The sequence below is a fragment of the Mycolicibacterium vulneris genome, assembly GCF_002104765.1.
Classification (GTDB): domain Bacteria; phylum Actinomycetota; class Actinomycetes; order Mycobacteriales; family Mycobacteriaceae; genus Mycobacterium; species Mycobacterium vulneris.
In genome coordinates, this window is sequence record NZ_NCXM01000025.1 from 24,771 (window position 1) to 49,443 (window position 24,673).

Below are 24,673 nucleotides of genomic sequence, written 5' to 3' on the forward strand. Positions count from 1 at the left end.
GGTCAGCGAGTCGTGAGCGGAGCGCTCCAGTGAACGCGCGTACCCCCGGTAGCCTCGTTGGAAATCGCGCAGCGGCCCCCGAGTTGTTCCGCGCGGTAAAGCATATTCGCCAGGCCGCTGCGCCTGTGATTGTCAGCCGGCATGCCGCTTCCGTTGTCGACGATGTCGAGCGTCAGCATGTCTCCGACATTGATGTCGACTGTCAGTCGCGAGGCGCCGGAGTGACGGACGGCGTTGCTCACGGCTTCCGCGACGACGGCTTCGGCATGCTCGGCAAGCTCACCGTCGACAGCGGTCGTCGGCCCGTGCACACGTACGGTCGTGACAATGTCACGGTTTTCCGTGAGGTCGGTGATGACTCGCTGAATCCGTTGGCGGAAGCCACTTTCGTGCCCCAGTGGGGATTTCAACTGAAAAATGGTGGTGCGGATCTCCTCGATAATGGTCTGGAGATCATCCAGCGTTCTATTGAGTCGTTCGACAATCTCGGGCGAACGTGCCCGGGCAACGGTGCCTTGTAGGTCCATGCCCGCTGCGAACAATCTTTGGATGACGTGGTCGTGCAAGTCGTGCGCGATGCGCTCACGCTCGGCCACCAGGGTCAGCTGGCGGGCATGCTCGCGAGCGGAGGCGAGCATCAGAGCCAGTGCCGCGTGGGTGGCGAAATCGCGTACCAGGTCTAGGTAACCGTCATCGAACGGCGGCCGATCGGCGCTGCGCGCCAATGCAATCACTCCGGCGACTTCATCCTGGGTCCGCAACGGCATCAGGATCGCGCTGCGTTGCCCGACGTCGGTGAAAGCCTTGATCGGATAGCTCAATGACTCGGTGATCACCGGCTCACCAGAGCGGAACACAGCACCGCTAGTCGAGGCATCCACCGGAATCCGTTGACCGATCACCTCGGAGGCGTTGAGTCCCACCGCCGCCGAGATCACCAGGGTGTCAATCTCGTCGACGGGTAGGTCGGCATCGGGCGGCACCAGCACGATCGCCTGCTCGGATTCGGTGAGAGCGCACGCGCGGTCGGCGATCAATTGCATTGGGGTCAGATATGATTCAGCATTGGACAGCAGAGCGGTGGTGATCTCTCGACTGACTTCCATCCATTTCACCGACATGCGTTCGCGCTCGAAGAGTTGCGCATTGTCGATCGCAACGGCCGCCGCAATCGCGAGAGCCCGTGCGGCAACCTCATCGGAGTCTGAGAACGCTCGACCCGGCTCGTCGTGGGTCAGGTAAAGATTGCCGAAAACCGCTCCACGGATGGTGATGGGCACCCCGATAAAGCCTTGCATGGCCGGATGATGATCTGGGAAGCCGACCGCAGCCGGGTGTCTCGTGAGGTCGTCCAGGCGCAAAGCCGGCGTGTCGAGAAGCGAGACTGAAAGAACTCCCTTACCGATGGGCAGATGCCCGATCCGTTCCGTTGTGGCGGAGTCGATGCCGTCGTGGATAAACGAGATCAACGTACCGCCGGGATCACGTACGGCAAGCGCCGCGTAGGGAGCACGGGTCAGATCCTTGGCAGCGTGAACGATCCGGCGCAGCGTCGCGTCGAGATCAAGATCTGAGCCGATTTCAACGATCACACGCAGCAATCGCTCCATCTGATCGCGCGCTGCCAGCAGCTCGTCGAGCTGCTGGTGCATCTTGCTCACCAGTCCACGATCGCCCAGTCCGGCAAAAGCCGACCCGTTATCGTCGTTGGCCACCCGACGTGATACCTCCGGCAACTAACCCCCGTAGCAACTGCGCGTTACACAATGCGAGTCCGAAGGCATCAACGCGGAGGTGCTCAGCCCAGCTTAGTCCCCTCAGGCACTCACCCCCAACAGTAAATTGGGCCGCCGATGACCGTCCTCACAGGTCAGAGGCCTGCCGCCGGGGGGTTGAGTGCTGATCCAACCTCGTTGCAAAGACCGCGGCTTGAGTACGCCGCTCCATGCCGAGTTTGGCCAGCAACCGCGATACGTAGTTCTTCACCGTTTTCTCGGCCAGGAACATCCGGGCGGCGATCTGTCTGTTGGTCAAGCCCTCGCCGAGCAGGCCCAGAAGCGTTCGCTCCTGCTCGGTCAATCCGGATAGCGGATCCTTGTGTTCCGTGCCGCCCCGGAGCTTGGCCATCAGCGCTGTCGCCGCGCGACTGTCCAGCAGCGATTTACCGGCACCCACGTCCTTGATCGCTTGAGCAAGTTCCATCCCCCGGATGTCCTTGACGACGTACCCGCTGGCACCAGCCAGGATGGCCTCCAGCATCGCCTCGTCGGACGTGAACGACGTCAACATCAGACACCGCAACTCCGGAAGCTCCGACAGGAGGTCACGGCACAACTCGATGCCGTTTCCGTCAGGAAGGCGCACATCGAGTACGGCTACGTCGGGCTTCGTCGCGGTTATCCGCACCATCGCTTCGGACACCGAACCCGCATCACCGATGACTTCCAGCTCGGGATCGGAGGCGAGCAGATCGGTAAGCCCGCGGCGGACGACTTCGTGATCGTCGACCAAAAAGACCGTAACCATGGCGAGCCCGTCCTTTCACAGATGTCGGCCGTTGACGACCAGCAGCGAGCAGCCGGCGTCTTGGAGTACGGCACTGCCGACCGGTCCTATTAGTTCCTGGAGATGGTCACGGTTGTCGGAGCCGACAATCGCCAGTTGCACCGATCCGCGGTTGCCCGCCAGATACTCCAGAAGAGTGTTGTGCACCGCCGCCGACTCCACCTGAACATGCGGGTAACGACGTCTCCAACCGGCCAGCCGACGATCCAGGTCGGCGACTGCCGGGCGGTCGTGCTTGCCTTCGATCGCCGCATCGTAGGACACGCTTCGCCGGCACATGATTGCGCGAACGGTGGCGTTACGCATCCGAGCTTCCTCCATGGCAATGCCCAGCAACTTGGCGCTGTCGGGAGAATTGTCCACCTCGACGACGATCCCCGGCGCCGAACGGTCGGGTTGATCGTGAGACCTGCGAATGATGGCCGTGGGACACGGCGCGGAGACGGCCAGAGCGGCAGCGGTGGAACCCACCCGGCCCGGTCGAAAATGGCGCAGGCCCACCGCACCCACACATGTCATGGCCGCGGATGCCGACGCGTCGAGCAACGACCTGACCGTCGGCCCCCGGACGATCTCCATCTCCGTCTTCGCTTGGCGTCCCGTGGCTTCGATTGCCCTGAGCGCGCGTCCGATTGCGGTTTCCGCGGTGGACGACATGCGGTCCAGAGCTTCCGGCTCGACATGGCGCCCATCGCCATACTCGATCACATGAAGCAATCGCAGCGGAGCGTCCCGATCCACCGCTTCGTCCACAGCCCAGAGAGCGGCCTGCAATGCCGCCTTCGACCCGTCGACACCCACGACGATTGGGCGCTCTCTAGGTAACTCGTTCATGGGCAAGCTCTGCGACCTAGTCACGGACGATCAGCACTGAGCAGCTCGGATAACCCACAATCGGGTGATAATTTGGTGTGCCAAGGTCGGCGATGTGGCTGGCGTCGGCCCTGCCTACAACCGCGAGTTCGATCGCACTGCTGCGGTTCTCAGAAGACCTTGAGCCGGTGCCGGCTGCGACGATCTGGACGGGCACGTCCGGATAGCGCCGAATCCAGCTGTTCAGGCGCCGATCGATCTGCCGCACCGTGGCGTTGCGCCGACGTCCTTCCTCCATAGCCTGGTGGATAACCTCTTCGTTGTCGGGCTCGTCGTTGAGCACGACGGCGATCACCCCGGGCCGTGCCGGCGTTCCGTCGGGGCTGGTCCGGATGATCGCCACCGGGCAATGTGCCCGCGAGGCCAACGCGGCCTCGGTTGCGCCCAGCAGCTTGTCGACCGCCCACCGGCGCTGGTCGGTACCGACACACACCAGCGCGGCGTCCAACGATTCATCGATCAGTACCTGTTCTGGGTCGCCTGACAGCAGGACCGTTTCAACCTCAACGGGTTTCCCCATGCCGTGCACCGCAACTTCAGCTTGGTAAAGGGCGGTTTCGCCGGCCTCGACTTCCCAGTCGGACGGTTGCGCCGACGTGGATCGCGATCCCCTGCGTCCGGCGACATGGACGAGGCGGAGGGGCAGCTGTCGCGTGATCGCCTCGTCGACCGCCCATTTCGCCGCGTTCACCCCAGCTTGCGACCCGTCGATGCCGACGACCACCGACTTCGAGTGCAGCTGATTCATCAGAGCTCCTGGTCTAGCTGTTGCGGTCGCTCACCGATCGCCTCAATGACAGGCTATGGATTCTTCACCCGTTATGGAGGGGTCCTTAGGCCCCATGTCAACAGCCGTTCGTCCCATACCGTTCACGGGCGTGTGAGGTCATAAGGCTCAGCGGCAAGGGCGAACAATTTCTCGATGTCCGCTCGGCTGCAGACTTCCGTACCGGGTGTCATCGACATCGCTGCGCCCGCGGCTATACCCAAGCGAACGGATTTGACCAGCGGCCATCCGCGACTGAGCCCAGTCGTGATAGCGCCAACCATCGCGTCGCCCGCGCCAACGCCGCTCCCACCGCCACGTACCGAGATTGCGGAGAATCGCTGGCTGACGTGCCGGGTCGCGAGAAGCGCTCCCCGAGACCCCAGTGACACCAGGACCACTTGCGCACAGCCGTTTTCGACAAGCGAACGTGCGGCGGCCAATTGCTCCGACTCGGTGGCAAGGAGGCGCCCAACACGCTCGCCCAGTTCCCGCACGCTCGCCTTGAGGAGATGAACACCCGAAACGATGTGCTGCAATCCACCGCCCGACGTGTCCAGAACAAGGCGTGAGTCCGCATCCTGGCAGATGTCGGCAACCCGCTGATAGTAGTCAGGCGGCACGCCCGGTGGCAGGCTTCCGCTCGCGACGACCAAGTCGGCGGACTCCGCCTGCGCCCGTAGCCGACGGAGGCACCGCGACTGTTCGGCAGCCGACAGCCGCGGGCCGGGAAGAACGAAACGGTATTGCTTGCCGGAACTGTTCTCGTTGACGGTGAAGCTTTCACGTGTCGGCGCTGCGATGTCGACCTGCTGACAGGGCACTCCCTCATCCGCGACCAGCGATGCGACAAGAGCACCGGCCGGTCCGCCGGCGGTGAAAACGGCCGATACCGAAGCGCCGAGGACGTTCGCGACGCGAGCAACGTTGATGCCGCCGCCACCCGGGTCGTAACGCGTTGTCTGGCAGCGCATTTTGTCGGTCGGCCGCACCACGTCAACACTTGTTGTGATGTCCAGAGCCGGATTCATGGTCAAAGTGACGATCTGCACTCGGCCGGGGGTCGATTGGGTTCGCGCATCCATGTCCGTTGACTTCGCTTCGTTGATCACAGTCCGGTGGGATACGTTTCCGGTGTTTCCCCGGCGATCCACAGGCTGGTGGGCTCCAGAGGTTCCAGCGCCCTGGTTCCATCAATATGGATCATCGCGTCGAATTGGTCGGCGGGCCGGACATGAAAGTAGTGGCTCTGCCGTTCCGTTTCGGGCCGGTAAATGACGCCGATGGCACGACCCAGCCGAACCGCGCTGAGCGGCTCGGCGGCTTCCGGGCTGATGAGCGGCGAAATCAAGAACGAGGTCTTACCGGTGTCGTGCAGAAGTTCTTCGATGCTTCCGTTGAGCGCCGGCCGAATGGCCTTTCGTTCGGCCAAGCCGCCCCACTCGCTGGCAGCGGTCACCGTGCCGCAGTAGGTGCTGAAACCGATCAGCCGGGACTCCTCACCGAATTGCTGCCGGACAAGCTGTCCGAGCGTGAGCTGCCCGTCCGCCCAGACCTCGGTCGCCCGGGCATCACCGACATGAGAATTGTGGGCCCACACCACGATTCGCGCTGATGGAACATCCGAATGACGGTCCAGATGTCTTACCAGCGCCTGGAGTGTCTGCGCCATGTGCCTGTCACGCAAGTTCCACGAGTTGACGCGCCCGCTGAACATCGCTCGGTAGTACATCTCTGCGTTACGAACCGTCTGCGCATTCTGCTCGGCGTAGAAGAGTTCATCTTCGGCGAGCAGTCCATCCATGCGCGCGTAGGTCAGTGCGTTGCGATGGATCTCGACCAGCTGTTCGACCGCTTGCGTCTCACATGACGGGCCGGCACCGAACGCCGCCGAAAAACCATACGCCTGACCATCATCGGCCGAGGCATGGTCGAAGCATGCATAACGCTCCCGCGCCCGCGCCGCCGCCTTCGGATCGACCTTGTCGAGATAGCTGATAACTTCCTGCAACGATCGGTGCAGGCTGTACAGATCGAGCCCGTAGAACCCGGCCTGCCGATGCCCGTTTGCCCCCTGCCGTTGGTTTCGCAGGCGCAGCCAGTCAACGAAATCACGAACGACCGTGTTGCGCCACATCCAGGCCGGAAAGCGCTCGAAGCCGCTCAACGCCGCGTCGGCGCTGTCGTCTTCGCCCCGACCGTGAACGTACCGATTCACCCGGTAGGCGTCAGGCCAGTCAGCCTCCGCGGCGACTGCGCAGAAGCCTTTGTCGTCGATCAGCCATTTCGTGATCGCGGCCCGTGCCTCGTAGAACTCCTGCGTGCCATGCGAGCTCTCGCCGATCAGCACGATTCGCGCATCGCCTATCAGCTCGTCCAACGCCTCACGCGGTGGGACACCCGCCGGCGCGTCGATGGCCACGCTGGCGATGACCTGCGCAGGCATCACCTCGGTGACAGTTGTGTTCGACGCTCCTGTGGTGGGTGTGGCAAGAAGCTGGCGCACCTCGTCATCGGTTACCTGACGAAAATCCCAGAACGACTCACCGACGGCGAAAAATGGGGTCGGCATGCTGGCGCACACGACGTCGTCCACCAGGCCCGCGAATTCCCGGCATGTAGATTCGGGCGCCGCGGGCACGGCCATCACGATGTGGGCGGGCTCGGCCTCGCGCAGAGCCTGTACCGCCGCGAACATGCTTGCGCCGGTGGCCAATCCATCATCGACGAGGATGACCGTCTTGCCGGTCACGTCTACCGGTGGACGCCCGTCGCGATAAACGGCCTCGCGCCGGACAAGTTCCCGCCCTTCACGTTGGGCGATGAAGCGTAACTGCTGCGGCGTTATCCGCAGGCCTCGCACCACATCGTCATTGACGACGACGCGCCCCCCGCTGGCGAGAGCCCCGACCGCGAACTCTTCATGCCCGGGAACACCGAGCTTGCGGACGATGAAGGCATCCAGCGGGGCGTGCAACGCAGCTGCTACCTCCCACGCCACGGGCAGCCCTCCCCTGGCCAAACCCAAGACGACCACGTCGGGTCGGTCGCGGTAGGCGCCGAGGAGGTTCGCCAGGACCCGCCCGGCCTCGCCGCGGTCACGAAACACGCGCCGTGGCGAGCGCCGGGCTACGTCAGCCGCTCTGGTCATCGCGCACCGCGGTCACTGTCCGTTGGCGCCGAATGCACTTCAATGCGCCGCTCGGCCGGCTTCGCTTCCGAGACCGCCACCGAGACAGTGAGAATCCCTTGATCGTAGGTGGCGTCGATGCTTCCCTCGTCGGCGCCGGCCGGCAGCGACACGCTCCGGATGAATGAGCCGTACGAGAACTCCGACCGTCCATCGAAGTCCTTCTTCTCGGCACGCTCTGCCCTAATGGTCAGTTGTCCGTCGCGCACGGTGATATCGATGTCCTTTGCTGGGTCAATACCCGGCATTTCGGCGCGAACCACGTAGTGGCCGTCCTTCATCTCGTCCTCGAGCCGCATCACGCGGGTGTCGAAGGCGGGGCGCAGCCCTGTCAAGGACGGAAAACCGGCGAACAGCTCCGAAAACTCCGGGAACAGCGATATCGGTCGGCGCCGAACGGAAACGGTACTCATCGTTATCTCCTGATGACGAGATTGGTATCTGCCACTATCCATCGCACCAATCGGCCGGCGGCGCCGAAAGGGACCGAAGTCCCCGGGTGGTAGGTCGTTCGTCAGCTCGCTCCACCGACCATCAGCTATGCCCGCTAGTCCCGTCCGGACAGTGCGCTGATGCACGCCATGACGCGGTCGAGCACGAAACCGAACGCGTCGCCGTCTTCAGCGATGCTGAAGAGTCCCCGCTGACGAAGGAACCCCTCAAGCCGCCGATCCAGCGGCCAGTCCGCATAAGTGTCGCCCGCATACGGGGAGTTGGTGAATTGCCAAGCGAGAGCATCGACATCGGAGTCGGTCAGCAACGACCGATCGCCGGTGGGAGACGCCATAGCACTTCCTAGCGTCGGATTCGCAGCACGTCGCGCAGAGGGCGCCGCGGTGTCGGGTGGGGTGTCAACTCGCCCTCGGTCTCGACCCCCACCCGGATCAAGATCTGCGGCGATGCGATGCGACCTGTGAGGTCCCGAATCATCTCCCGGGTAGCTTCCAGCTCCGTGACATGTGTTACCGGACAGGTCGACAAGCCGGCCATCGTGCACTCCAGCAAGATCGTTGACAGCGCCTCGCCGCATCGGAGGGCATCGACCCCCGTGTCTCCCAGCGTCGACAGCACGAGGATCTTCGCTTCGTCGTAGGTGCCTGCGGAGCTCCGCTCGTCGAGCGGGTCGATGGGGAACCGGCGGTTCGCATCGACCCTGCGGTCATCTGACTCTGAAACCAGTGCGCTTTCTGGAATACCTTCGAACTTCCTCAACGGCGATGTCCACCAATCTAATTCATGGTGATAATCGTCGTCGTAGCGGCGCAGGGCTTCGGTCAGCCGGGCCGCCTCCGCCAGGCGCGGTCGCGCATCTTGGCCCAGCACGTCGAGAGCGACGGAATCGCCTACCAATGCATTACGAAGCACCGGTTCCAACGACGCCCAGTGCTTGGGCGGCCGGAACGGTAGCCGGCTTGTCCGGCGACGCGCTATCGCGCCGGCAAGGTCGCGGCGAGCCTGCGCCACATAGTCGGCCGGCATGAGGTCTATCGAGGCGAGATGGTCGAGATTGCTCGGATTGGGAAACTCATCGACCTTCGTGTTCCAACCCACTGCAGCCATCGCGACCCGGAAGTGATCGAGCGCCGCGCCACAGCTGATCATCGCCTCTCGACCGGACCTATCGGCCGATGTCACGGTTCTATGCGGGTCAAGGAATAGGTCGACGCTGCTGCCGCCGGCAACCCAATGCCAGGGCTGACTGTTGTGCAGCGACGGAGCGCGACATGCCAGCTCGACTGCCGCTGCGATCACCTCGGTGTCCGCGGTCATCTGGGCCATGACTTCACCTGCCTGTCCTATGGCTACGACCTTCTGGCATACGGACAATCGGCGCCAGGGTCCTAGGTCCCCACAGGTCAAGTCGTTGGACTCCGCTCGCGGCGGTGCTTGAGAAGCCAAAAGGACGAAGCGCGCTCTTGCCGATGACTTTCGTCTCTATTGCGGCGGCAGCGCCGGGAAAACGATGGGGACACCCACGCGACGAGTAGGAAAAGACATGGTAGCGAGCTGCCGCATCGAGGACTGCGCCGGAACAATTCACCCGAGGTCGCGGGAGGCCGACGCTCTCACCTATTGGTCAGATCCCTAGGACTTCCGCATGGACATCATCCGCAAAGACCTTCACGACCTGAGCACCCCGCCGAATCTCACGAACTACACGGAAGCCCGCGCCCGATTCCAGTGGTCCGATGTACCGCAATTATGCGAAGGCATGGGTCCGGGCAAGTGCAACATCGCCTACGCCGCCGTCGACCGGCACGCAGTCGGCGTGACCGCCAGGCGCACAGCGTTACGCTTCATCACCGATAAGGGCTGGGATGGCGCGGTCGCGACGCGAGACCTCAGCTACGCCGAGCTCGGCCGGCTTTCCAGACGATTCTCCGGCCTACTGCGCTCACTGGGCATCAACAGGGGCAACCGCGTGTTCACGCTGATGGGCCGTGGCCCCGAGCTCTACATCACTATCATGGGTGCGCTGCGCAACGGCAGCATCGTCTCACCCCTGTTCTCGGCCTTCGGCCCGGAGCCGATCGCCACCAGGATAGACATCGGGCAGGCCGACGTCCTGGTGACCACCAGGACCATCTATCAGCGCAAGATCGCCAAGATTCGCGATCGAATTCCATCGGTGCGACACATCTTGGTAGTGGACGAAAACAAAGCCCTCGTCCAGCTGCCCGGAACGCTCAACTTCTGGAACTGGATGGACGCCGCCGACGAGAACACGCCGATCGAACCCACGACCGCCGATGATCCCGCACTGTTGCACTTCACCAGCGGCACCACCGGCACACCGAAGGGCGCCATTCACGTCCACGGTGCGGTCGCGATGCACTACGTCACCGGCATGTATGCACTTGACCTACATCCCGACGACACCTATTGGTGCACAGCGGATCCGGGCTGGGTCACCGGGACTTCGTACGGCATCATCAGTCCACTGTTACACGGAGTCACCTCCATTGTGGACGAAGCGGAGTTCGATGCCGAGCGGTGGTACGGAATTCTACAGGACCAAGGTGTGTCGGTCTGGTATACGGCACCGACCGCGCTGAGGATGCTGATCAAAGCGGGCCCCGAACTGCCTGCGCACTATCATTTTTCACGGCTACGCTTCATCGCGAGCGTCGGTGAGCCACTCAATCCCGAGGCGGTGTGGTGGGGAAAGCGAGTGCTGGGTTTGCCAATTCACGACAATTGGTGGCAGACGGAAACGGGCGGCATCATGATTGCGAACACCCCCGCGTTCGACATCAAGCCAGGTTCGATGGGCCGCCCTCTTCCGGGCGTGGACGCATATATAGTGCGCCACAACGATAACGGGACGATCACCGTCGTCGACGAACCCGACATCGAGGGCGAGCTCGCGCTCAAGCCGGGCTGGCCATCGATGTTCCGGGGCTATCTGAACGCCGAGGACCGGTATCGGAAGTGCTTCGCAGACGGGCTCTATCTGACCGGAGACCTCGCGAAGAAGGATGCCGACGGGTACTTCTGGTTCGTGGGACGCAAAGACGATGTGATCAAGTCAGCAGGTCATCTGATCGGGCCGTTCGAGGTGGAAAGCGCGCTGACCGATCATCCGGCGGTGGCCGAAGCGGCGGTCATCGGCAAGCCCGACCCGACAGTCGGTGAGATGGTCAAAGCCTTTGTCACTCTGAAGAACGGCATAGTCGGCAACGACGATCTGCGCCTCGAACTGATAGGCCATGCACGCAAGCGACTCGGGGCCACAGTGGCGCCCAAAGAACTCGAGTTCGTCGACTCGCTGCCACACACGAGCAGCGGCAAAATCATGCGCCGGCTGCTGAAGGCTCGTGAGCTGGGCCTGCCCGAAGGTGATACCTCCACCATCGAACAGCGTCCTGATCACCAAATTGAGCGGGTGCCGTGATGAGCGATACAAAGTTGGCCCACGAACTTCTATCGGACATGATCCGCGTGCGCCGCATGGAGGAAAAATGCGCGGAACTGTACAGCGCGGGCAAGATTCGCGGCTTCCTCCATCTGTATGTCGGTGAAGAGGCCGTCGCCGCCGGATCGCTACGCGCGCTGGCCGATGATGACGCGGTAGTCGCGACCTACCGCGAGCACGCGCATGCGCTGCTGCGCGGCATCCCCATGGCCTCGATCATGGCCGAGATGTTCGGTAAGCAGGAAGGGTGCTCACGCGGCCGTGGCGGGTCGATGCACCTGTTCAATGCCTCCAAGCGGTTCTATGGCGGCAACGCGATAGTTGCGGGTGGCCTGCCGCTCGCCGTGGGCATCGCGCTCGGCGACGCCATGATGCACCAGAAGCGGTTGACCGCATGCTACTTCGGCGACGGCGCGGTGGCCGAGGGAGCGTTCCACGAATCGTTGAACATGGCCGCGCTATGGCACTTGCCCGTCTTGTTCTGTTGCGAGAACAACCTTTACGCGATGGGCACCGCATTAGATCGGGCGCAGTCACAGACGGATCTCACCGTCAAGGCGGCGGCGTACCGGGTTCCGACGCTGGCGGTCGACGGCATGGACGTCGAAGCATGCCATACCGCTGCGCAACAGGGCGTCGATCACGTTCGCGACACCGGTGGGCCCTTTTTCATCGAGTTCCGTACCTACCGCTTCCGGGCGCATTCGATGTTCGACCCGGAACTGTATCGAGACAAGTCCGAGGTTCAACGCTGGCGCAAGCGCGATCCGATCCAAGTCTTCAGCGAGAAGTGTCTGGCCGACGGCACCCTGTCCAAAGTCGACGTGCGTGGAATCGAGGAGTCGGCCGCGGCCGAGATCGACGACGCGGTGGCGTTCGCCGAAGCCGGAACGTGGGAGGACGTAGAGGATCTCGAACGCGACGTGCTGACACCGGAGGCGGCGCAATGAAGACCACTTACCGAACCGCGGTCCACGACGCGATTCGCGACGCCTTGCGCGACGACCCGCGCGTCGTGCTGATGGGTGAAGACGTCGGACGGTACGGCGGAACATACGCCGCCTCCAAGGGTCTGTTGGACGAATTTGGTCCGGAGCGAGTGCGCGACACCCCACTGTCGGAACTCGGCTTCGTTGGAATCGGAATCGGGGCGGCCCTGAACGGGCTGCGGCCGATCGTGGAAGTCATGACGGTGAATTTCAGCCTGTTGGCGCTCGACCAGATCGTCAATACCGCTGCGGCTCTTCGCCATATGTCAGGTGGGCAGTTCTCGGTCCCCCTCGTCGTCCGGATGGCGACGGGCGCTGGGCGCCAGCTCGCCGCCCAGCATTCGCACAGTCTCGAGCCCTGGTATGCGCACATCCCGGGCATCAAGGTGGTCGCACCGGCCACGGTCGAGGATGCCTACGGCATGCTCGGACCGGCGCTGGCCGATCCAGATCCGGTGGTCATATTCGAACACGTCCAGCTTTACAACACTTCGTCGGATATCGATAGCCTCGCACCCACCGACATCTGCCGGTCAGCAATCCGTCGTAGCGGAGACGATGTCACCGTGGTGGCCTACGGCGGCTCCCTTGGCAAGGCGCTCGACGCCGCAAACGAGTTGTCGTTGACTGGAATTGAGTGTGAAGTCGTCGATCTGCGGGTGCTGCGACCGCTCGACGATGGCACCGTCCTCGACTCGGTGCGCAAGACGCATCGCGCCGTCGTCGTCGACGAGGCCTGGCATACCGGCAGTCTGGCCGCGGAAGTCATGGCGCGGGTGATGGAGGGGGCCTTTTACGACCTCGATGCCCCCGTCGTCAGGGTCTGCAGCGCGGAAGTCCCCATGCCCTACGCGAAGCACCTGGAACAGGCGGCCCTGCCCCAGACCGCCAATATCGTCGCGGCCGTGCAGAGTTTGTTCGGTGAGCGGTCATGATCGACTTCAAGATGCCCGCGTTGGGTTCCGATATGGATGAAGGCACCCTGAACGAATGGTTGATCAAGCCCGGTGACAAGGTCACTCGCGGCCAGATCGTGGCCGTGGTCGAGACCACCAAAGCCGAAGTCGAAGTCGAGTGCTGGCAGGAGGGCACGGTAAACGAGCTGCTCATCCCGATCGGCGAAACCGTGCAAGTAGGAACGACTCTGGCCACGCTGCTGGCGCCGGGTGAACACGCGGAGAAGCGAGCCCGGGCTGCTGCGAGGCCCCGGTCCGGAAACAAAGCCGCCACAAAGCCGGCCGCCGCAGCGTCGATGAAGCCGTCTGCTCCTGTGGCGGCCGCTCCCGGGCATCGGCGGTGGGTATCGCCCGCCGCGCGACGGCTGGCCCAATCGCTGCATGTCGATGTCGATGCGGTGAGCGGTACCGGTCCGCAGGGCGCTGTGACCATCATTGACGTCGAGCACATGGCTTCGGTTGCAAACACGGCCATCAAACCGCCGGCCAAGCCGGCGACGAAGGCCACGCCGGCCGATCGCGCGGCCCAGATGCGCAAGTCGATCGCGGCCGCGATGAGCCGGTCCAAGCGGGAGATCCCGCACTACTACCTCGCCGAGGAAATCGTGTTGGAGAAGTCGCTTTCCTGGCTGACCACACGCAATGCGCAACGGTCCATTGACGAACGGGTCCTGCCGGCCGTACTGATCCTCAAGGCAGTCGGCCTCGCGGCGCAGCGATTCGATGAGTTCAACGGGTTCTGGCGACAAGACGGCTTCGAGCCGGCGACCGGGGTGCATGTCGGGGTCGGGATCTCGTTGCGCGGTGGCGGCCTGGTCGCCCCGGCCATTCACGACGTTCCGGAGAAAAAACTGGACGAGTTGATGGACAACCTCACCGATCTGGTGGCTCGAGCGCGTTCGTTCTCGCTGCGGAGTTCGGAGATGTCGGACCCCACCATCACGGTCACCAATCTCGGCGATCAAGGCGTCGATGCGGTGTTCGGCGTCATCTATCCTCCGCAGGTTGCCATCGTCGGGTTCGGCCAACCGACCGAGCGGGTTTGCGTCATCGACGGAGGAATCCGAGTGGTCACCACCGTGCAAGCCACCCTTGCTGCCGACCATCGCGCAAGTGACGGTCACCGCGGTGCGCTGTTCCTCGCCGCAATCGACGAGTTGCTCCAGCAACCCGATCTCCTGGAGAAGTGATGTGCCATGACCGATGAATCACGTGCTGTTGTCCTGTCTGTCCTGACATCCATTGCACCCGAAGTCGAACCCGACGACATTGACGATGACGTTCTGCTACGAGATCAGGTCGACCTCGATTCCATGGACTGGCTCAACTTTCTGCGCGGCATTCATCGACGGTTGAACGTCGATATCCCAGAAGCGGACTACGCCTCGCTACGCACGTTGGCAGACGTGGTGAGTTACGTCGAACGGAACGCATCCAAAACCCCGCGCTGATAACCGAAGCGCAGACCGCTGGGCTACTGCGCGCTGCGCCGAGTCGGCTGGGGCGGGTGCGGCACGAACTCCAGCGACAACAGCACCGCCAACGCGATCGGGACGTGGTGGACACACAACACCACATAGCGCCGGCCGCCCAGGGAGTGGTACTTGCTCAGGTACCGATAAAGTGACTCAAGCCGGATCAGCGGATCCAACAAATGGATCAACCGGTACGCCAGGCGCTGCAAACGACCAGGCCGAGTGGCATCGAAGATCTCTGGAAATGCGGCAAACGCCAGCGACAGCCGTTCTGCGCCAGCATTTTTCGAGACGGTGATCATGTCAAACGACAGCCGTTCGTCAACGCCGTTGGGGGCAATTGGTAGCCGGAAAGGCACGTCCAGGCTGACTTCTGACCCTTCTCCGGCGGTGGCGTATCGGTGGAACGCAACTACCCGCCCACGCCGGTCGCGCGCCATGGCAAGTTTGACGCCGGGCAAGCGACCCTGTAAAGCCCCGTCCAGGTTCATACAAAATCCGCGTTCGGTGCGCCCGGCCCGGCGCGCGGCATACAGCACATCGGTCAGTTCGGCGAGCAGTGGACCGTCGAGTTCCTGCTCATCGACGAATTCGGTGGTGATCCCGCAGTTGTGCGTGCGCTGGACGGCCTGGCGTAAGTTGCGATGGCTGCGGCCCTTCAAGCTGAACTGACGAACGTCGACGACGACATCGCACCCGATCGGCACCGCCAACCTCGGGTGTCCGATCATCTGCTCGCGCCAGAGTCCCAGCTGACGCTGACCACACCCCAACACGATGATCCGCCAGCCACGGTCGCGGCACATTCGGGCGAAATGACTGACCAACGAGGGGAATTGGGTGGGATCACCGATCGGATCGCCGCTCACCACCGCGAACCCGAGCCGGGTGCGGTACGCAATCGCCGCGGTTTCGTCGCGGGCGAAGTAATAGCTTTTGCTCGAATGCATCGCGAAGGGCGCCAGAGGATCACCCCGTGTCGCGTCGACCAGCGCCCATACCCGTTCCAGCATCTCCGGTTGCGGCCGCGTCGAGGTGGGCAACACGAGGGTCAACCCGCTGCCGCCGATGAGGACGTTGCCGAGAATGTCGAACGAGAGAAAGTGTGCACCCAGTCCTGCAAACGCCACGGCCGCCGCGGCGGCCGCATGCGCGCCCGTCACCGGCCGGCCAAGGAAAATGCCGCGCGCGATCAGGGCCACCGCGGCAAGCAACGCCAGTGACCAGCCGAACCGGCCGGGGGCGATCCGTTCGAAGCCGGAGTTTTGGTACACCAGCAGGATTACGAGGCAGCTCAACGTAGACAGCAACAACAGGATGCCGATGGTGCGGGCCGCCCGCGCGTCACCTCTGACTAAGAATCGGTCGCCCGGTGCGGCACTGACTCGGCCCCGAAGATGGCTGATTTTCACGGTGCCCACTTCCTGAGCAGATACCGCAAGATCTCGTCGGCTCCCCAGACGATCACCGGATATGCCGGCAGCAGAAGCAGATCCGAGGCCGGTAGTGGCACGGTGCCCAATAAAGACTGCATCGGCGGCGCGTAAACGAACAGGGCCGCCAACGCGATCTCGGCTGCAATGGCGGCCAGTAGGTACCGATTCGTGAACACACCTACCGACCGCAAAGAAGCCCGTTGGGTCCGCACGGCAAAAGCCGTGCCGACCTGCCCGGCCATCATGCCCAGGAACGCCATCGTCGTCGCTTGCTGATAGGCATGGTGCAGCGGGGCATCACCGTTCACGGGTGCGCCCGGATGCCAGCCCGCTTTCACCAGAACGTAGAAGAATCCACCCATCTGTAGTGCGGCGACGATGGCACCGAGAAACAACCAGGCCCGCGCCAACATCGGAGCACGGATCACGCCCTCCTTGTGCGGGCGCGGCGGACGCGCCATGATCCCCGGTTCGGCGGGTTCGCGGCTCAGCGACAGTGCCGGCAGCGTTTCGCTGCCCACGTCGAAAGCCAATAGCTGCATGATCGTAATCGGCAGTGGTATCAGTCCGCCGCCGATGGCAAATACCAAGAACGGCACGGTTTCTGGCGTGGCATGAGCGAAGATGAAGACGATGAATTTACGCACGTTGTCATAGATCCGCCGGCCCGCGTGCACAGCGGTGACGATCGTACTGAAATTGTCGTCGACGAGCACCATCGTTGCGGCTTCACGAGCGACGTCGGTGCCGGACTTACCCATCGCCACCCCGATATTCGCGCAGCGCAACGCCGGAGCGTCATTGACGCCATCGCCGGTCATCGCGACCACGTGCCCGCCGTCGCGCAGTGCCTCAGCTATGTGCAATTTGGCTTCCGGAGACGCCCGGGCGAAGATCACCTCGGGGTTGTCCTGGATCAGCGCGGCGAGCTGCGCCTCGCTGAGTCGCTCGAATTGATCTCCGGTCACGACGGTGGGGTGCTCGCCGGTGATGCCGACGCGCTGGGCGATGGCTCTCGCGGTGAGTGGGTGGTCGCCGGTGATCATGATGATGCGGATCCCCGCCGTGCGGCACTGGGCGACCGAGTCGGTGACGCCCGCGCGCGGCGGATCGAGCAACGCGATCAGGCCGGTGAAGCACAGGTCCCGCTCCGCCTCGGTGCGGCGCTGCGGTTGCGGTTCGTTGACGGTCAGCTCGCGCGATGCGAAAGCAAGCACACGCAAGCCTTCGGCGGCGAACGCGTTGACGGCCGCCTCGACTTCCCCGCGCCCAGCAGCGCTGAGTGTTGCCGGGTGGCCGCCGGTGTCAAGCACGCGGCTGCATCTCGACAACACCGCTTCCGGCGCACCCTTGGTATGAACGACGGATGACTGGTCGGGCACTTGGTCGACGGTCGACATCAGCTTCAGTTGGGGGTCGAAGTGAAATTGACAGCGGCGCTGCGCGTCTCGCCAGCGGTGGTTGGGGTCCGCGCCCAATGCCTGGGCGGCCATCAGAATGGCAATCTCGGTCGGGTCTCCGGTCGGATCACCCCCGTCGTGCAGGCTCGCGTTGTTGCAGCTGGCCGCGGCACCGGCCAATGATCGCACTGCCGTGGAGGTGGTGGCTGCGGAGGCTGCAAAAGCCCTGTCGTCCAGCTCAACTCGTCGCCCCGGCACCCAGGCGGCGACCGGTACCATCCGGTTCTCGGTCAGAGTGCCGGTTTTGTCCGTACAGATCACGTCGGTGGAGCCCAACGTCTCCACCGCTGAGAGGCGCTTGACGAGAGCGCCCCGGCCCGCCAATTGCCGCACCGCCACGGCGAGCGCCAGCGTTATCACCGGCAGCAAACCTTCTGGCACCATCCCGGCCAGCAGGCCGGCCGCAAACACCAGCGAATTGATCAGGGTCAGGTGCGCAGCCAGGGTAGCCACCGGGATGAAGGACAGCGCCAGCATTACCGATACCGCGGCTATCAGCCAGGCGACCCGACGGACCTGATGTTCCAAGGGACTCTGATCGGCTTTGACTCGCTCGGAAAGCGCCGCGATGCGGCCGATCTCGGTCGCCATGCCGGTCGCGAACGCCACCCCGCGCGCCTCGCCGCTGGTGCAGCTGCTGCCGCTGAAGACCAACTCGTGCGCGGACAGCAGCGGCACATTCGCATCCGCCATGGCAGCTGAACGCACCACCGGCACGGATTCCCCAGTCAACGCCGACATGTCGACTCCGACGGCACCATCGAGCAGTCGGACGTCTGCGGCGATGCGGTCCCCCTCCCGGATCAACATGATGTCACCGGGCACTAGCTGGGTCGCGTCGACTTCGGTCATCATCCCGTCGCGTTCGACCGTGGCGCGTTGCGGCAGAAACTTGGCGAGTTCTTCCACCGCACGCTCGGCTTGCAGCTCCTGAACGAATGAGAACGCCGCGTTGAGCACGATGATCAGCACGACCGCGGTGGCGACGACACTGGAGCCGACGACCAGCAGCAGTCCAGCGGCCAACCACAACAGCAGGGCCAGTGGATGGGTGAACTGACGCGCCAAATCGACCGGCCAGCGGCGCACGCGCTGGTGCCGCAGCGTATTCGGTCCGTATTGCAGCAACCGCCGCTCCGCCTCGCGGGTCGACAGGCCCTCACTGGTGCTGCGCAGATCCCGGAGCAGCCGATCGGCAGCCTCCTCCGGATCGAGAACCACCATCGGCGCGCCCTGATCGTCAACGGCCGTCGGGTGACTCCTGTGCGTTCTGATGTCGCTCATCCGGGCCGGCACCACCGCAGGTTGTCGAGGGGCGGCGGGCGCCGAATCCGACACGGGTCATCCCTCCTTCAGCGCTGCAAGCAACCATTTCGACGGTATTAGTGCCTCGGCGCACCGACGAGGGTCATTTGTCCTTGAGTCACAGCCCTTGGTCACCACACAAATGGCGATGGGCGGGTGGGGCGGATTCACGACGAATGTCCCGATGGTCTGGGACTTCCGTCCCTCGTCGGGCATCCCGTTTGAATGCTCAGATATCACTATGAGATGGATATCTCACGCGCAACGACCTGTCGTCGGATAGATGCCAGGCGCAGCAATGGAGGTGTGACAAATGAGTACTACAAGTACAGAACTACCAGGGTTTCGCACCCGAATGTTCGCACGCGTGCTCGGCCCGTTCTTGGTCATCTTCGCCGCAACGACCGTGGCCCGCGCATCGGATATGCGGAAGCTGCTGTCAGATTTCGAGGCCAACTCCGCGTTGCCGTGGGTGACGGCCGGTTTCCTGCTGCTGGCGGCCCTGGTTATTGTCGGGCTCCATCAGTACTGGCGAGGTGCGGCGGCGATCACCGTGTCCGTCGTGGGATGGGTATTCGCGCTGCGCGCGATATTTCTGATGGCGTTCCCACATGCCTTCATGGGGGCTGCCGACGCCGCGATGCGCATGACCGCCCTGTGGGTGAGTGTCACCGTTGTCGTCGGGTTGGTGGGGCTCTACCTGACCTACGTCGGCTGGCGGCCGGTGCCGGCTCCCCCGTCGACACAAGCCAAGACGTCTAGTCCCGATATCCCCCGCGCTGCCTGACGCAGGCGCCCGGCTAGCCGGCATCCGAGCTGGAATTGATGCCCTCCGGGGCGAATGAACCCTGGAGGGCGTCAATCATGAGCCGGCCGCCAAGTCTAGACCTTCGCCGATAGTGTTCCGGCCGATGAGGATTCATGTCATGGTGATATCCGACACCCCCGCGGCCGACCGCACGTTGGCGCAAGCTATCAAACCCATTGAGCACCGGCCGATGAAGCACCCACGACTAGGGGTTAGGTCATGTTATCGCGAAATGCACCGTTGGGGATCGTCGTCGGCGTCGACGAATCACCAGGCGCCCAAGTGGCGGTGCAATGGGCGGCATGCGACGCCGAACTCCGCAGAATCCCGCTGACACTCGTGCACGCGATCTCACCGGAGATCGCCACGTGGCCGCAGATGCGGCTACCCGCGGGCCTGGCACGCTGGCAGCAAGACCGCGGACGTCGGCTCATCGACGAGGCCTTCGAGATCGCCGAAAAGGCCTCGCGGCGTGGTGGTCCCGCCGAAGTGCACACTGAGGTCTTGCCCTCGGCCGCAGTTCCGACACTGGTGGAATTGTCCAACAATGCGGAGATGGTGGTGGTGGGGTGTCGTGGCACCGGACAGTGGACCGGCCGGCCAATGGGTTCGGTGAGTTCCGGACTGCTCCGCTACGCGCATTGTCCGGTGGCGATTGTTCCCGACGAGGCCGAGTCGATATCGCACAAGAGCCAAGCGCCGGTGCTGGTCGGTATCGACGGTTCGCCGGCCTCAGAGCTGGCGACCGCGTTGGCTTTCGACGAAGCTTCGCGGAGAAGGGTCGGATTGCTCGCACTACACGCGTGGGCCGATACCAACATCTCAGAGTGGCCGGAAATCGATTGGCCGACGACAGAGTCGATGGCCGAAGAGTCTTTGGCCGAGCGTTTGGCCGGGTGGCAGGAACGATATCCCGATGTACGGGTCGATCGCATCGTCGTGCGCGACAGGCCGGCACAGCAGTTGGTGCAGCGGTCCGAAGGTGCCCAACTGGTTGTGGTGGGCAGCCGCGGCCGTGGCGGATTTACCGAATTGTTGGTGGGTTCGGTCGGTGAGAGCGTGACCCAGATGGCGCGGGTGCCAATAATCGTGGCGCGCGAATCGCCGGCCTTGGCCGGACCCGTTCACCGACACGTGAATTCGTGAATTACTCTGCTTTGGAATAGTTTTCAGTTTCCCAAGGATGCGCGTCCCGCCCCGGGCCCGGGCGGGCGAGCCGGTACACCTGAATCAACCGCGCGAGATCGCTCGGCGTGATGATGCCCACCACCCTGCCGCCATCGACGACCAGGGCACGGCTGCAGTGGCCGGCCGCCGCCAACCGTTCGATGACCGCGCTGAGCGACTCGAGAGGTGCCGCGGTCGGCACGCGGTCCAACGGCAGTGCGATCTCGCGGACCATCGTCGTGGCGCGACGGCCGGGCGTGACCTCCCGCAGCTGCCTCAAGGTGACCAGCCCCATGATCGAACCGTCGTAGTCCGCCACCGGATATGCCGAGTGTGGGGCACCAAGCAGATACCGCTCGATGAATTCCTCCACCGTCACCCCGCCAGGAGCCGTACGCGGGTTCGCTGTCATCGCGTCGACCACGCGGACCCCGGTCAGCGCCTGCCGCGTCGTCACTTGTAGCTCCTCCTCACGCGCGGCGGAAAAGATGAACCAACCGATGAATGCCAGCCAGACACCGCCGATAACGCCGCCCACCAAGAACTCTGCCAATCCCAGCACGATCAAGATGACGGCAACGACGCGCCCAGCATGCGCCGCGCCAACCGCGGCGCGCACGCTGTCCCCGTACCGGCGCCACAGATAAGCACGCACCAATCGACCGCCATCCAGTGGAGCGCCGGGCAGCAGATTGAACAGCCCCAGCACGAGGTTGATCACCGCGAGCCACCAAACAACGCTTATTGCAATGGTTCCGGCGCGCACCATGGACAGCTCGGTAGCCAACGCGGCAAATGCTGCGGATAAGGCAAGGCTGGTGGCCGGGCCCGCGACCGCGATCCGAAAAGCCGCCTTCGGCGTTTTCGCCTCCCCTTGCAGCGTCGTCACGCCGCCGAACAACCACAGCGTCACGTCACCCACGCGAACTCCCATACGGCGGGCGACAACCGCATGCGCCAGTTCGTGCGCCAACAGCGACCCCAGCAGGACCAGCGCACCACACGCGCCGGCCACCCAATAAATCGGTCGCGAATACCCCCTTACAGCATCGGGCAACGCGGTGGCCAAGCTCCAGGTGAACAACCACAGGATCACGACGACGCTCCAGTGGACCTTGATCTGGAACCCGGCAAATCTCCCTAGCGGAAACGCGCCATGCACCTCATCGCCTCCGAAATCGTTGCGTGATAGTTCTTTAAGCGTCAGTGGCTAACTTGACCGTAGAGCCAAACCGCCCGCCGCCCACTCAACTGGTGATGGCCGCGGGCGAGCAAATCGCCTTGACGAACTGGACGACGGCGTGCTCGGGCAGATGCCGGGCAATGTCGGCTTCGGTGACCATGCCGATAAGGCGTTGGCCCTCGATGACCGGAAGGCGCCGAATCTGGTGCTCTTCCATCACGTTGAGCATCTCCTGGATGCTCGCATCAGCACTTACGTGGTAGACACCGTTTTGCGCCAGCTCCCCGACCGTGGTGGTGTTGGGATCCAGACCCGACGCGAGGCCTCTGATCACGATGTCACGGTCGGTCACGATGCCGTGCAGTCGGTCGTCATCACCACAGATCGGCAGGGCGCCGATATCGTGCTCGCGCATGTGTTGCGCTGCCGCGCTTAGCGTCTCGTGCTCTCCCACACAGGCCACACCGGCATTCATGATGTCACGTGCGGTGGTCATCGCATCCTCCTCGGACTGGGTAAATCCCGCCTCTTGCCGAAACTAAAGTGACTCCTTTGCCGACGCTAGGGTCGTTAGACCCCCGGTCGACTGCCAATAGACCCGGGGGCGTGCCCTGGCAGCCAGGCGGCCGTAACCAGCAGGGAACGCCGGCTGTACGCACTGCGACTCAGTGGGATTCACCCGGATGTCAGTCGAGTGTTGACCCCATGGAACGAAACTCAGCGGGCAAAGCTCAACTTAGGACTTCCGTCCCCACCGCGTCACCAGCTTGCGTGATCGGATCCGGCGCCGAGATTTGTTTTGTGGCCTCATCGAGATTGTGTCGATCGATCGCTCGGCCCGGTGCTTTATTCCAAGCAACAGAGCTCGGGCGCCGAAGGCAATCGCCGGCCTGACCATTTCCATGGCGAACACCTCACCAGGGTGGCGCAAGGCGATCCTGGCGCGGGTGAGCAGCCGGACCTGTGCCTCCCAATGGGGCTGGATATGGAACGACCACACCGCATTCCAACGGTCATCTTCCCTCGTGGCATCGAGCACCAGGTGCTTCTCGGACATGATCTCGGCAACGGTCACCGTCACGCCATCTGGTAAACCCATCCAGCCCTCGGGAGCCAGCCGCACCACATCCCCCACCTCGAGTTGTTGCCATTCCGGGTGGATCCGGTCGGCATCGTGATGGTCGAGGCCGGCCAGGTTCTTCAGGCCCTCACAGCCGTAGAAGCCAGCCCGGTCCTGGCCCATCTGCGTTAGCCAGGGCCACACAGCGGCGACCGGCGCGTCGATGTACACCGCTTCGGTCGTCTGAATCGCCGGGTCGGCTACCAGAGCGTCACCCGGCAATAGCATCTGAGACTCCAACTTTGTTGTACCCCAATCGCGGTAGTACCGTCGCGCACCACACAAAATCGCGAACAGCGCGGCGGTTTCAGCGGTCCGCCTTGTGTTCGTACTCATAACGCCAGTCTGGTTGAGACGCAAGCCCGTCCAACAAGGCCGTTGGTACCCGCTATCAGAAACTTGGGCCCGTCGGGCCACGCAAGTACAGCTCGGACAAGCTCGATCGTCGCCTCAATCGACTTCCCGAGCACCGCCGCGCGGATTTCAGTGCACCGTCGTTGCGCGCACGAAGTTTTCACCGGATAGCCCATTGGATTGCGGGGACCTCGAGGCGTCGGATTCTCGCGTCAAGAAACCGGTGAGTTCCCCGATTGCGCTCATCAACGGGGCGGGGAAAACGATGGTGGTGTTCTTCTCCACCCCGAGTTCGACCAGAGTTTGCAGGTTTCGCAACTGTAAGGCCAGCGGGTGTTGCATCATGGTGTCCGATGCATCGCCGAGGGCGGCCGCGGCACGCGCCTCGCCTTCCGCGGCAATGATTTTGGCCCGCTTCTCCCGCTCGGCCTCGGCCTCACGAGCCATGGCTCGTTTCATGCTGTCCGGAAGCTGAATGTCCTTGAGCTCGACGAGGGTGACCTCAACACCCCATCCCACGGTGGTGGTGTCCAGGATCTGGCGGATGCTGCCGTTGATCTTTTCCGTCTGGGCGAGGACTTCGTCCAACGAATGCTGGCCGACGACGTTGCGCAGGGTGGTCTGGGCGATCTGATCGATGGCGGCGTGCACGTTCTCGATGACGACGACGGCTTTGCGGGCATCGATCACTCGAAAGTAGGCAACCGCGGCGATGTCGACGCTGACGTTGTCGCGGGTGATGATCCCCTGCGACTGAATGGGCATGGTCACGATACGCATCGAAACCCGCGGCAGACGGTCGATGATCGGGATGATGAACCGCAATCCCGGCTCGCGAACCGCGATGACGCGGCCGAGCCGAAAGTGCACGCCGCGTTGATACTGCTGCACCACCCGAATCGAGGCCGCCACCAACAACAGCACCAACATCAGAACGAAAGCCAAAAGAACTACCGTGCCGTGGCTCACGGCGACCACCTCGATCCATTTGCTGTACACGTTTGCAGTGACCAACGGGTTACCACCAACGCTAGAGCCGTCATCGTCTCCCCTCAGCGGCCGAAAGTCCCTGTCCGACCCGCCGAAAGGCCTCTGCCCGATGCGTCCGAG

The 24,673-nt window shown here is 63.4% G+C and carries 22 protein-coding genes; 7 read left to right on the forward strand and 15 right to left on the reverse strand.

What is annotated here, in order from left to right:
* Positions 1-2 precede the first annotated feature (2 nt).
* The 9 genes from B8W69_RS21455 to B8W69_RS21495 all read right to left on the reverse strand — a co-directional run bounded on the left by B8W69_RS21455 (position 3) and on the right by B8W69_RS21495 (position 9,173).
* Complete coding sequence (locus tag B8W69_RS21455) at positions 3-1,652, reverse strand: GAF domain-containing sensor histidine kinase (RefSeq protein WP_085291849.1); 1,650 nt, start codon at positions 1,650-1,652, stop codon at positions 3-5.
* Positions 1,653-1,863: 211 nt separating this feature from the next.
* A complete protein-coding gene (locus B8W69_RS21460) occupies positions 1,864-2,526 on the reverse strand; it encodes a response regulator transcription factor (protein WP_085291787.1) in 663 nt (220 codons plus the stop codon).
* A gap of 15 nt (positions 2,527-2,541) precedes the next feature.
* A complete protein-coding gene (locus B8W69_RS21465) occupies positions 2,542-3,399 on the reverse strand; it encodes a universal stress protein (protein WP_085291788.1) in 858 nt (285 codons plus the stop codon).
* Between the two features lie 16 nt (positions 3,400-3,415).
* Positions 3,416-4,186 (reverse strand): universal stress protein, encoded by a 771-nt coding sequence (locus B8W69_RS21470; RefSeq protein ID WP_085291789.1) that lies wholly within the window; start codon positions 4,184-4,186, stop codon positions 3,416-3,418.
* A gap of 122 nt (positions 4,187-4,308) precedes the next feature.
* Positions 4,309-5,289 carry a 1-phosphofructokinase family hexose kinase gene (locus B8W69_RS21475; protein ID WP_085291850.1) on the reverse strand — a complete coding sequence of 327 codons (981 nt, stop codon included), beginning with the start codon at positions 5,287-5,289 and terminating at the stop codon, positions 4,309-4,311.
* Between the two features lie 23 nt (positions 5,290-5,312).
* Positions 5,313-7,355 (reverse strand): erythromycin esterase family protein, encoded by a 2,043-nt coding sequence (locus B8W69_RS21480; RefSeq protein WP_085291790.1) that lies wholly within the window; start codon positions 7,353-7,355, stop codon positions 5,313-5,315.
* Positions 7,352-7,807 carry an HSP20 family small heat-shock protein gene (locus B8W69_RS21485; protein WP_085291791.1) on the reverse strand — a complete coding sequence of 152 codons (456 nt, stop codon included), beginning with the start codon at positions 7,805-7,807 and terminating at the stop codon, positions 7,352-7,354. Before B8W69_RS21485 ends, B8W69_RS21480 begins: the two co-directional genes overlap by 4 nt.
* A gap of 134 nt (positions 7,808-7,941) precedes the next feature.
* The gene (locus B8W69_RS21490; protein WP_085291792.1) at positions 7,942-8,181 is read right to left on the reverse strand and encodes a hypothetical protein; all 240 of its coding nucleotides are present in this window, start codon (positions 8,179-8,181) and stop codon (positions 7,942-7,944) included.
* An 8-nt stretch (positions 8,182-8,189) separates the two neighbouring features.
* Positions 8,190-9,173: an Acg family FMN-binding oxidoreductase gene (locus tag B8W69_RS21495; RefSeq protein WP_085291793.1), complete on the reverse strand. Its 984-nt coding sequence runs from the start codon at positions 9,171-9,173 to the stop codon at positions 8,190-8,192.
* A 319-nt stretch (positions 9,174-9,492) separates the two neighbouring features.
* Here B8W69_RS21495 and acsA point away from each other — a divergent pair, with 319 nt between their 5' ends.
* The 5 genes from acsA to B8W69_RS21520 are packed head-to-tail and all read left to right on the forward strand — an operon-like array spanning position 9,493 to position 14,706.
* Positions 9,493-11,289, forward strand: a complete 1,797-nt coding sequence (gene acsA, locus B8W69_RS21500; protein ID WP_085291794.1) for an acetate--CoA ligase — start codon at positions 9,493-9,495, stop codon at positions 11,287-11,289.
* A complete protein-coding gene (gene pdhA, locus B8W69_RS21505; protein WP_085291851.1) occupies positions 11,289-12,260 on the forward strand; it encodes a pyruvate dehydrogenase (acetyl-transferring) E1 component subunit alpha in 972 nt (323 codons plus the stop codon). The genes acsA and pdhA overlap by 1 nt, the downstream gene beginning before the upstream one ends.
* Positions 12,257-13,234, forward strand: a complete 978-nt coding sequence (locus B8W69_RS21510) for an alpha-ketoacid dehydrogenase subunit beta (protein WP_085291795.1) — start codon at positions 12,257-12,259, stop codon at positions 13,232-13,234. Before pdhA ends, B8W69_RS21510 begins: the two co-directional genes overlap by 4 nt.
* Positions 13,231-14,445 carry a dihydrolipoamide acetyltransferase family protein gene (locus B8W69_RS21515; protein ID WP_085291796.1) on the forward strand — a complete coding sequence of 405 codons (1,215 nt, stop codon included), beginning with the start codon at positions 13,231-13,233 and terminating at the stop codon, positions 14,443-14,445. Before B8W69_RS21510 ends, B8W69_RS21515 begins: the two co-directional genes overlap by 4 nt.
* Before the next feature lie 6 nt (positions 14,446-14,451).
* On the forward strand, positions 14,452-14,706 hold the full coding sequence (locus B8W69_RS21520) for an acyl carrier protein (RefSeq protein WP_085291797.1): 255 nt from the start codon (positions 14,452-14,454) through the stop codon (positions 14,704-14,706).
* Positions 14,707-14,729: 23 nt separating this feature from the next.
* On the opposite strand, the gene B8W69_RS21525 is transcribed toward B8W69_RS21520, so the two are convergent.
* Together B8W69_RS21525 and B8W69_RS21530 are read right to left on the reverse strand one after the other, a co-directional pair.
* Positions 14,730-16,151, reverse strand: a complete 1,422-nt coding sequence (locus B8W69_RS21525) for an MprF family protein (RefSeq protein ID WP_245843327.1) — start codon at positions 16,149-16,151, stop codon at positions 14,730-14,732.
* On the reverse strand, positions 16,139-18,910 hold the full coding sequence (locus B8W69_RS21530) for a cation-translocating P-type ATPase (RefSeq protein WP_245843328.1): 2,772 nt from the start codon (positions 18,908-18,910) through the stop codon (positions 16,139-16,141). The genes B8W69_RS21525 and B8W69_RS21530 overlap by 13 nt, the downstream gene beginning before the upstream one ends.
* 376 nt (positions 18,911-19,286) lie before the next feature.
* Between B8W69_RS21530 and B8W69_RS21535 the strand changes: the two genes are divergently transcribed.
* Entirely contained in the window at positions 19,287-19,718 is a 432-nt protein-coding gene (locus B8W69_RS21535; protein ID WP_085291799.1) for a hypothetical protein, read from the forward strand.
* A 240-nt stretch (positions 19,719-19,958) separates the two neighbouring features.
* Positions 19,959-20,885 (forward strand): universal stress protein, encoded by a 927-nt coding sequence (locus B8W69_RS21540; protein WP_085291800.1) that lies wholly within the window; start codon positions 19,959-19,961, stop codon positions 20,883-20,885.
* A 1-nt stretch (position 20,886) separates the two neighbouring features.
* Here the strand turns inward: B8W69_RS21540 and B8W69_RS21545 are convergent, their stop codons facing one another.
* The 4 genes from B8W69_RS21545 to B8W69_RS21560 all read right to left on the reverse strand — a co-directional run bounded on the left by B8W69_RS21545 (position 20,887) and on the right by B8W69_RS21560 (position 24,493).
* Entirely contained in the window at positions 20,887-22,068 is a 1,182-nt protein-coding gene (locus B8W69_RS21545) for a site-2 protease family protein (RefSeq protein WP_085291801.1), read from the reverse strand.
* A gap of 85 nt (positions 22,069-22,153) precedes the next feature.
* Positions 22,154-22,585: a CBS domain-containing protein gene (locus B8W69_RS21550; RefSeq protein WP_085291802.1), complete on the reverse strand. Its 432-nt coding sequence runs from the start codon at positions 22,583-22,585 to the stop codon at positions 22,154-22,156.
* A gap of 240 nt (positions 22,586-22,825) precedes the next feature.
* Positions 22,826-23,545, reverse strand: coding sequence for an SRPBCC family protein (locus tag B8W69_RS21555; RefSeq protein ID WP_245843329.1), 720 nt, complete (start codon positions 23,543-23,545; stop codon positions 22,826-22,828).
* Between the two features lie 147 nt (positions 23,546-23,692).
* Complete coding sequence (locus B8W69_RS21560) at positions 23,693-24,493, reverse strand: slipin family protein (RefSeq protein ID WP_085291853.1); 801 nt, start codon at positions 24,491-24,493, stop codon at positions 23,693-23,695.
* Between the last annotated feature and the right edge of the window lie 180 nt (positions 24,494-24,673).

What these genes read in the sequence shown, in the direction of transcription:
- B8W69_RS21455 (WP_085291849.1), bottom strand. Translation starts at nt 1,652, where the DNA reads ATGCACCAGCAGCTCGACGAGCTGCTGGCAGCGCGCGATCAGATGGAG.
- B8W69_RS21460 (WP_085291787.1), bottom strand. Translation starts at nt 2,526, where the DNA reads ATGGTTACGGTCTTTTTGGTCGACGATCACGAAGTCGTCCGCCGCGGG.
- B8W69_RS21465 (WP_085291788.1), bottom strand. Translation starts at nt 3,399, where the DNA reads ATGAACGAGTTACCTAGAGAGCGCCCAATCGTCGTGGGTGTCGACGGG.
- B8W69_RS21470 (WP_085291789.1), bottom strand. Translation starts at nt 4,186, where the DNA reads ATGAATCAGCTGCACTCGAAGTCGGTGGTCGTCGGCATCGACGGGTCG.
- B8W69_RS21475 (WP_085291850.1), bottom strand. Translation starts at nt 5,289, where the DNA reads ATGGATGCGCGAACCCAATCGACCCCCGGCCGAGTGCAGATCGTCACT.
- B8W69_RS21480 (WP_085291790.1), bottom strand. Translation starts at nt 7,355, where the DNA reads ATGACCAGAGCGGCTGACGTAGCCCGGCGCTCGCCACGGCGCGTGTTT.
- B8W69_RS21485 (WP_085291791.1), bottom strand. Translation starts at nt 7,807, where the DNA reads ATGAGTACCGTTTCCGTTCGGCGCCGACCGATATCGCTGTTCCCGGAG.
- B8W69_RS21490 (WP_085291792.1), bottom strand. Translation starts at nt 8,181, where the DNA reads ATGGCGTCTCCCACCGGCGATCGGTCGTTGCTGACCGACTCCGATGTC.
- B8W69_RS21495 (WP_085291793.1), bottom strand. Translation starts at nt 9,173, where the DNA reads ATGGCCCAGATGACCGCGGACACCGAGGTGATCGCAGCGGCAGTCGAG.
- acsA (WP_085291794.1), top strand. Translation starts at nt 9,493, where the DNA reads ATGGACATCATCCGCAAAGACCTTCACGACCTGAGCACCCCGCCGAAT.
- pdhA (WP_085291851.1), top strand. Translation starts at nt 11,289, where the DNA reads ATGAGCGATACAAAGTTGGCCCACGAACTTCTATCGGACATGATCCGC.
- B8W69_RS21510 (WP_085291795.1), top strand. Translation starts at nt 12,257, where the DNA reads ATGAAGACCACTTACCGAACCGCGGTCCACGACGCGATTCGCGACGCC.
- B8W69_RS21515 (WP_085291796.1), top strand. Translation starts at nt 13,231, where the DNA reads ATGATCGACTTCAAGATGCCCGCGTTGGGTTCCGATATGGATGAAGGC.
- B8W69_RS21520 (WP_085291797.1), top strand. Translation starts at nt 14,452, where the DNA reads ATGACCGATGAATCACGTGCTGTTGTCCTGTCTGTCCTGACATCCATT.
- B8W69_RS21530 (WP_245843328.1), bottom strand. Translation starts at nt 18,910, where the DNA reads ATGAGCGACATCAGAACGCACAGGAGTCACCCGACGGCCGTTGACGAT.
- B8W69_RS21535 (WP_085291799.1), top strand. Translation starts at nt 19,287, where the DNA reads ATGTTCGCACGCGTGCTCGGCCCGTTCTTGGTCATCTTCGCCGCAACG.
- B8W69_RS21540 (WP_085291800.1), top strand. Translation starts at nt 19,959, where the DNA reads ATGTTATCGCGAAATGCACCGTTGGGGATCGTCGTCGGCGTCGACGAA.
- B8W69_RS21550 (WP_085291802.1), bottom strand. Translation starts at nt 22,585, where the DNA reads ATGACCACCGCACGTGACATCATGAATGCCGGTGTGGCCTGTGTGGGA.
- B8W69_RS21555 (WP_245843329.1), bottom strand. Translation starts at nt 23,545, where the DNA reads ATGAGTACGAACACAAGGCGGACCGCTGAAACCGCCGCGCTGTTCGCG.
- B8W69_RS21560 (WP_085291853.1), bottom strand. Translation starts at nt 24,493, where the DNA reads ATGTTGGTGCTGTTGTTGGTGGCGGCCTCGATTCGGGTGGTGCAGCAG.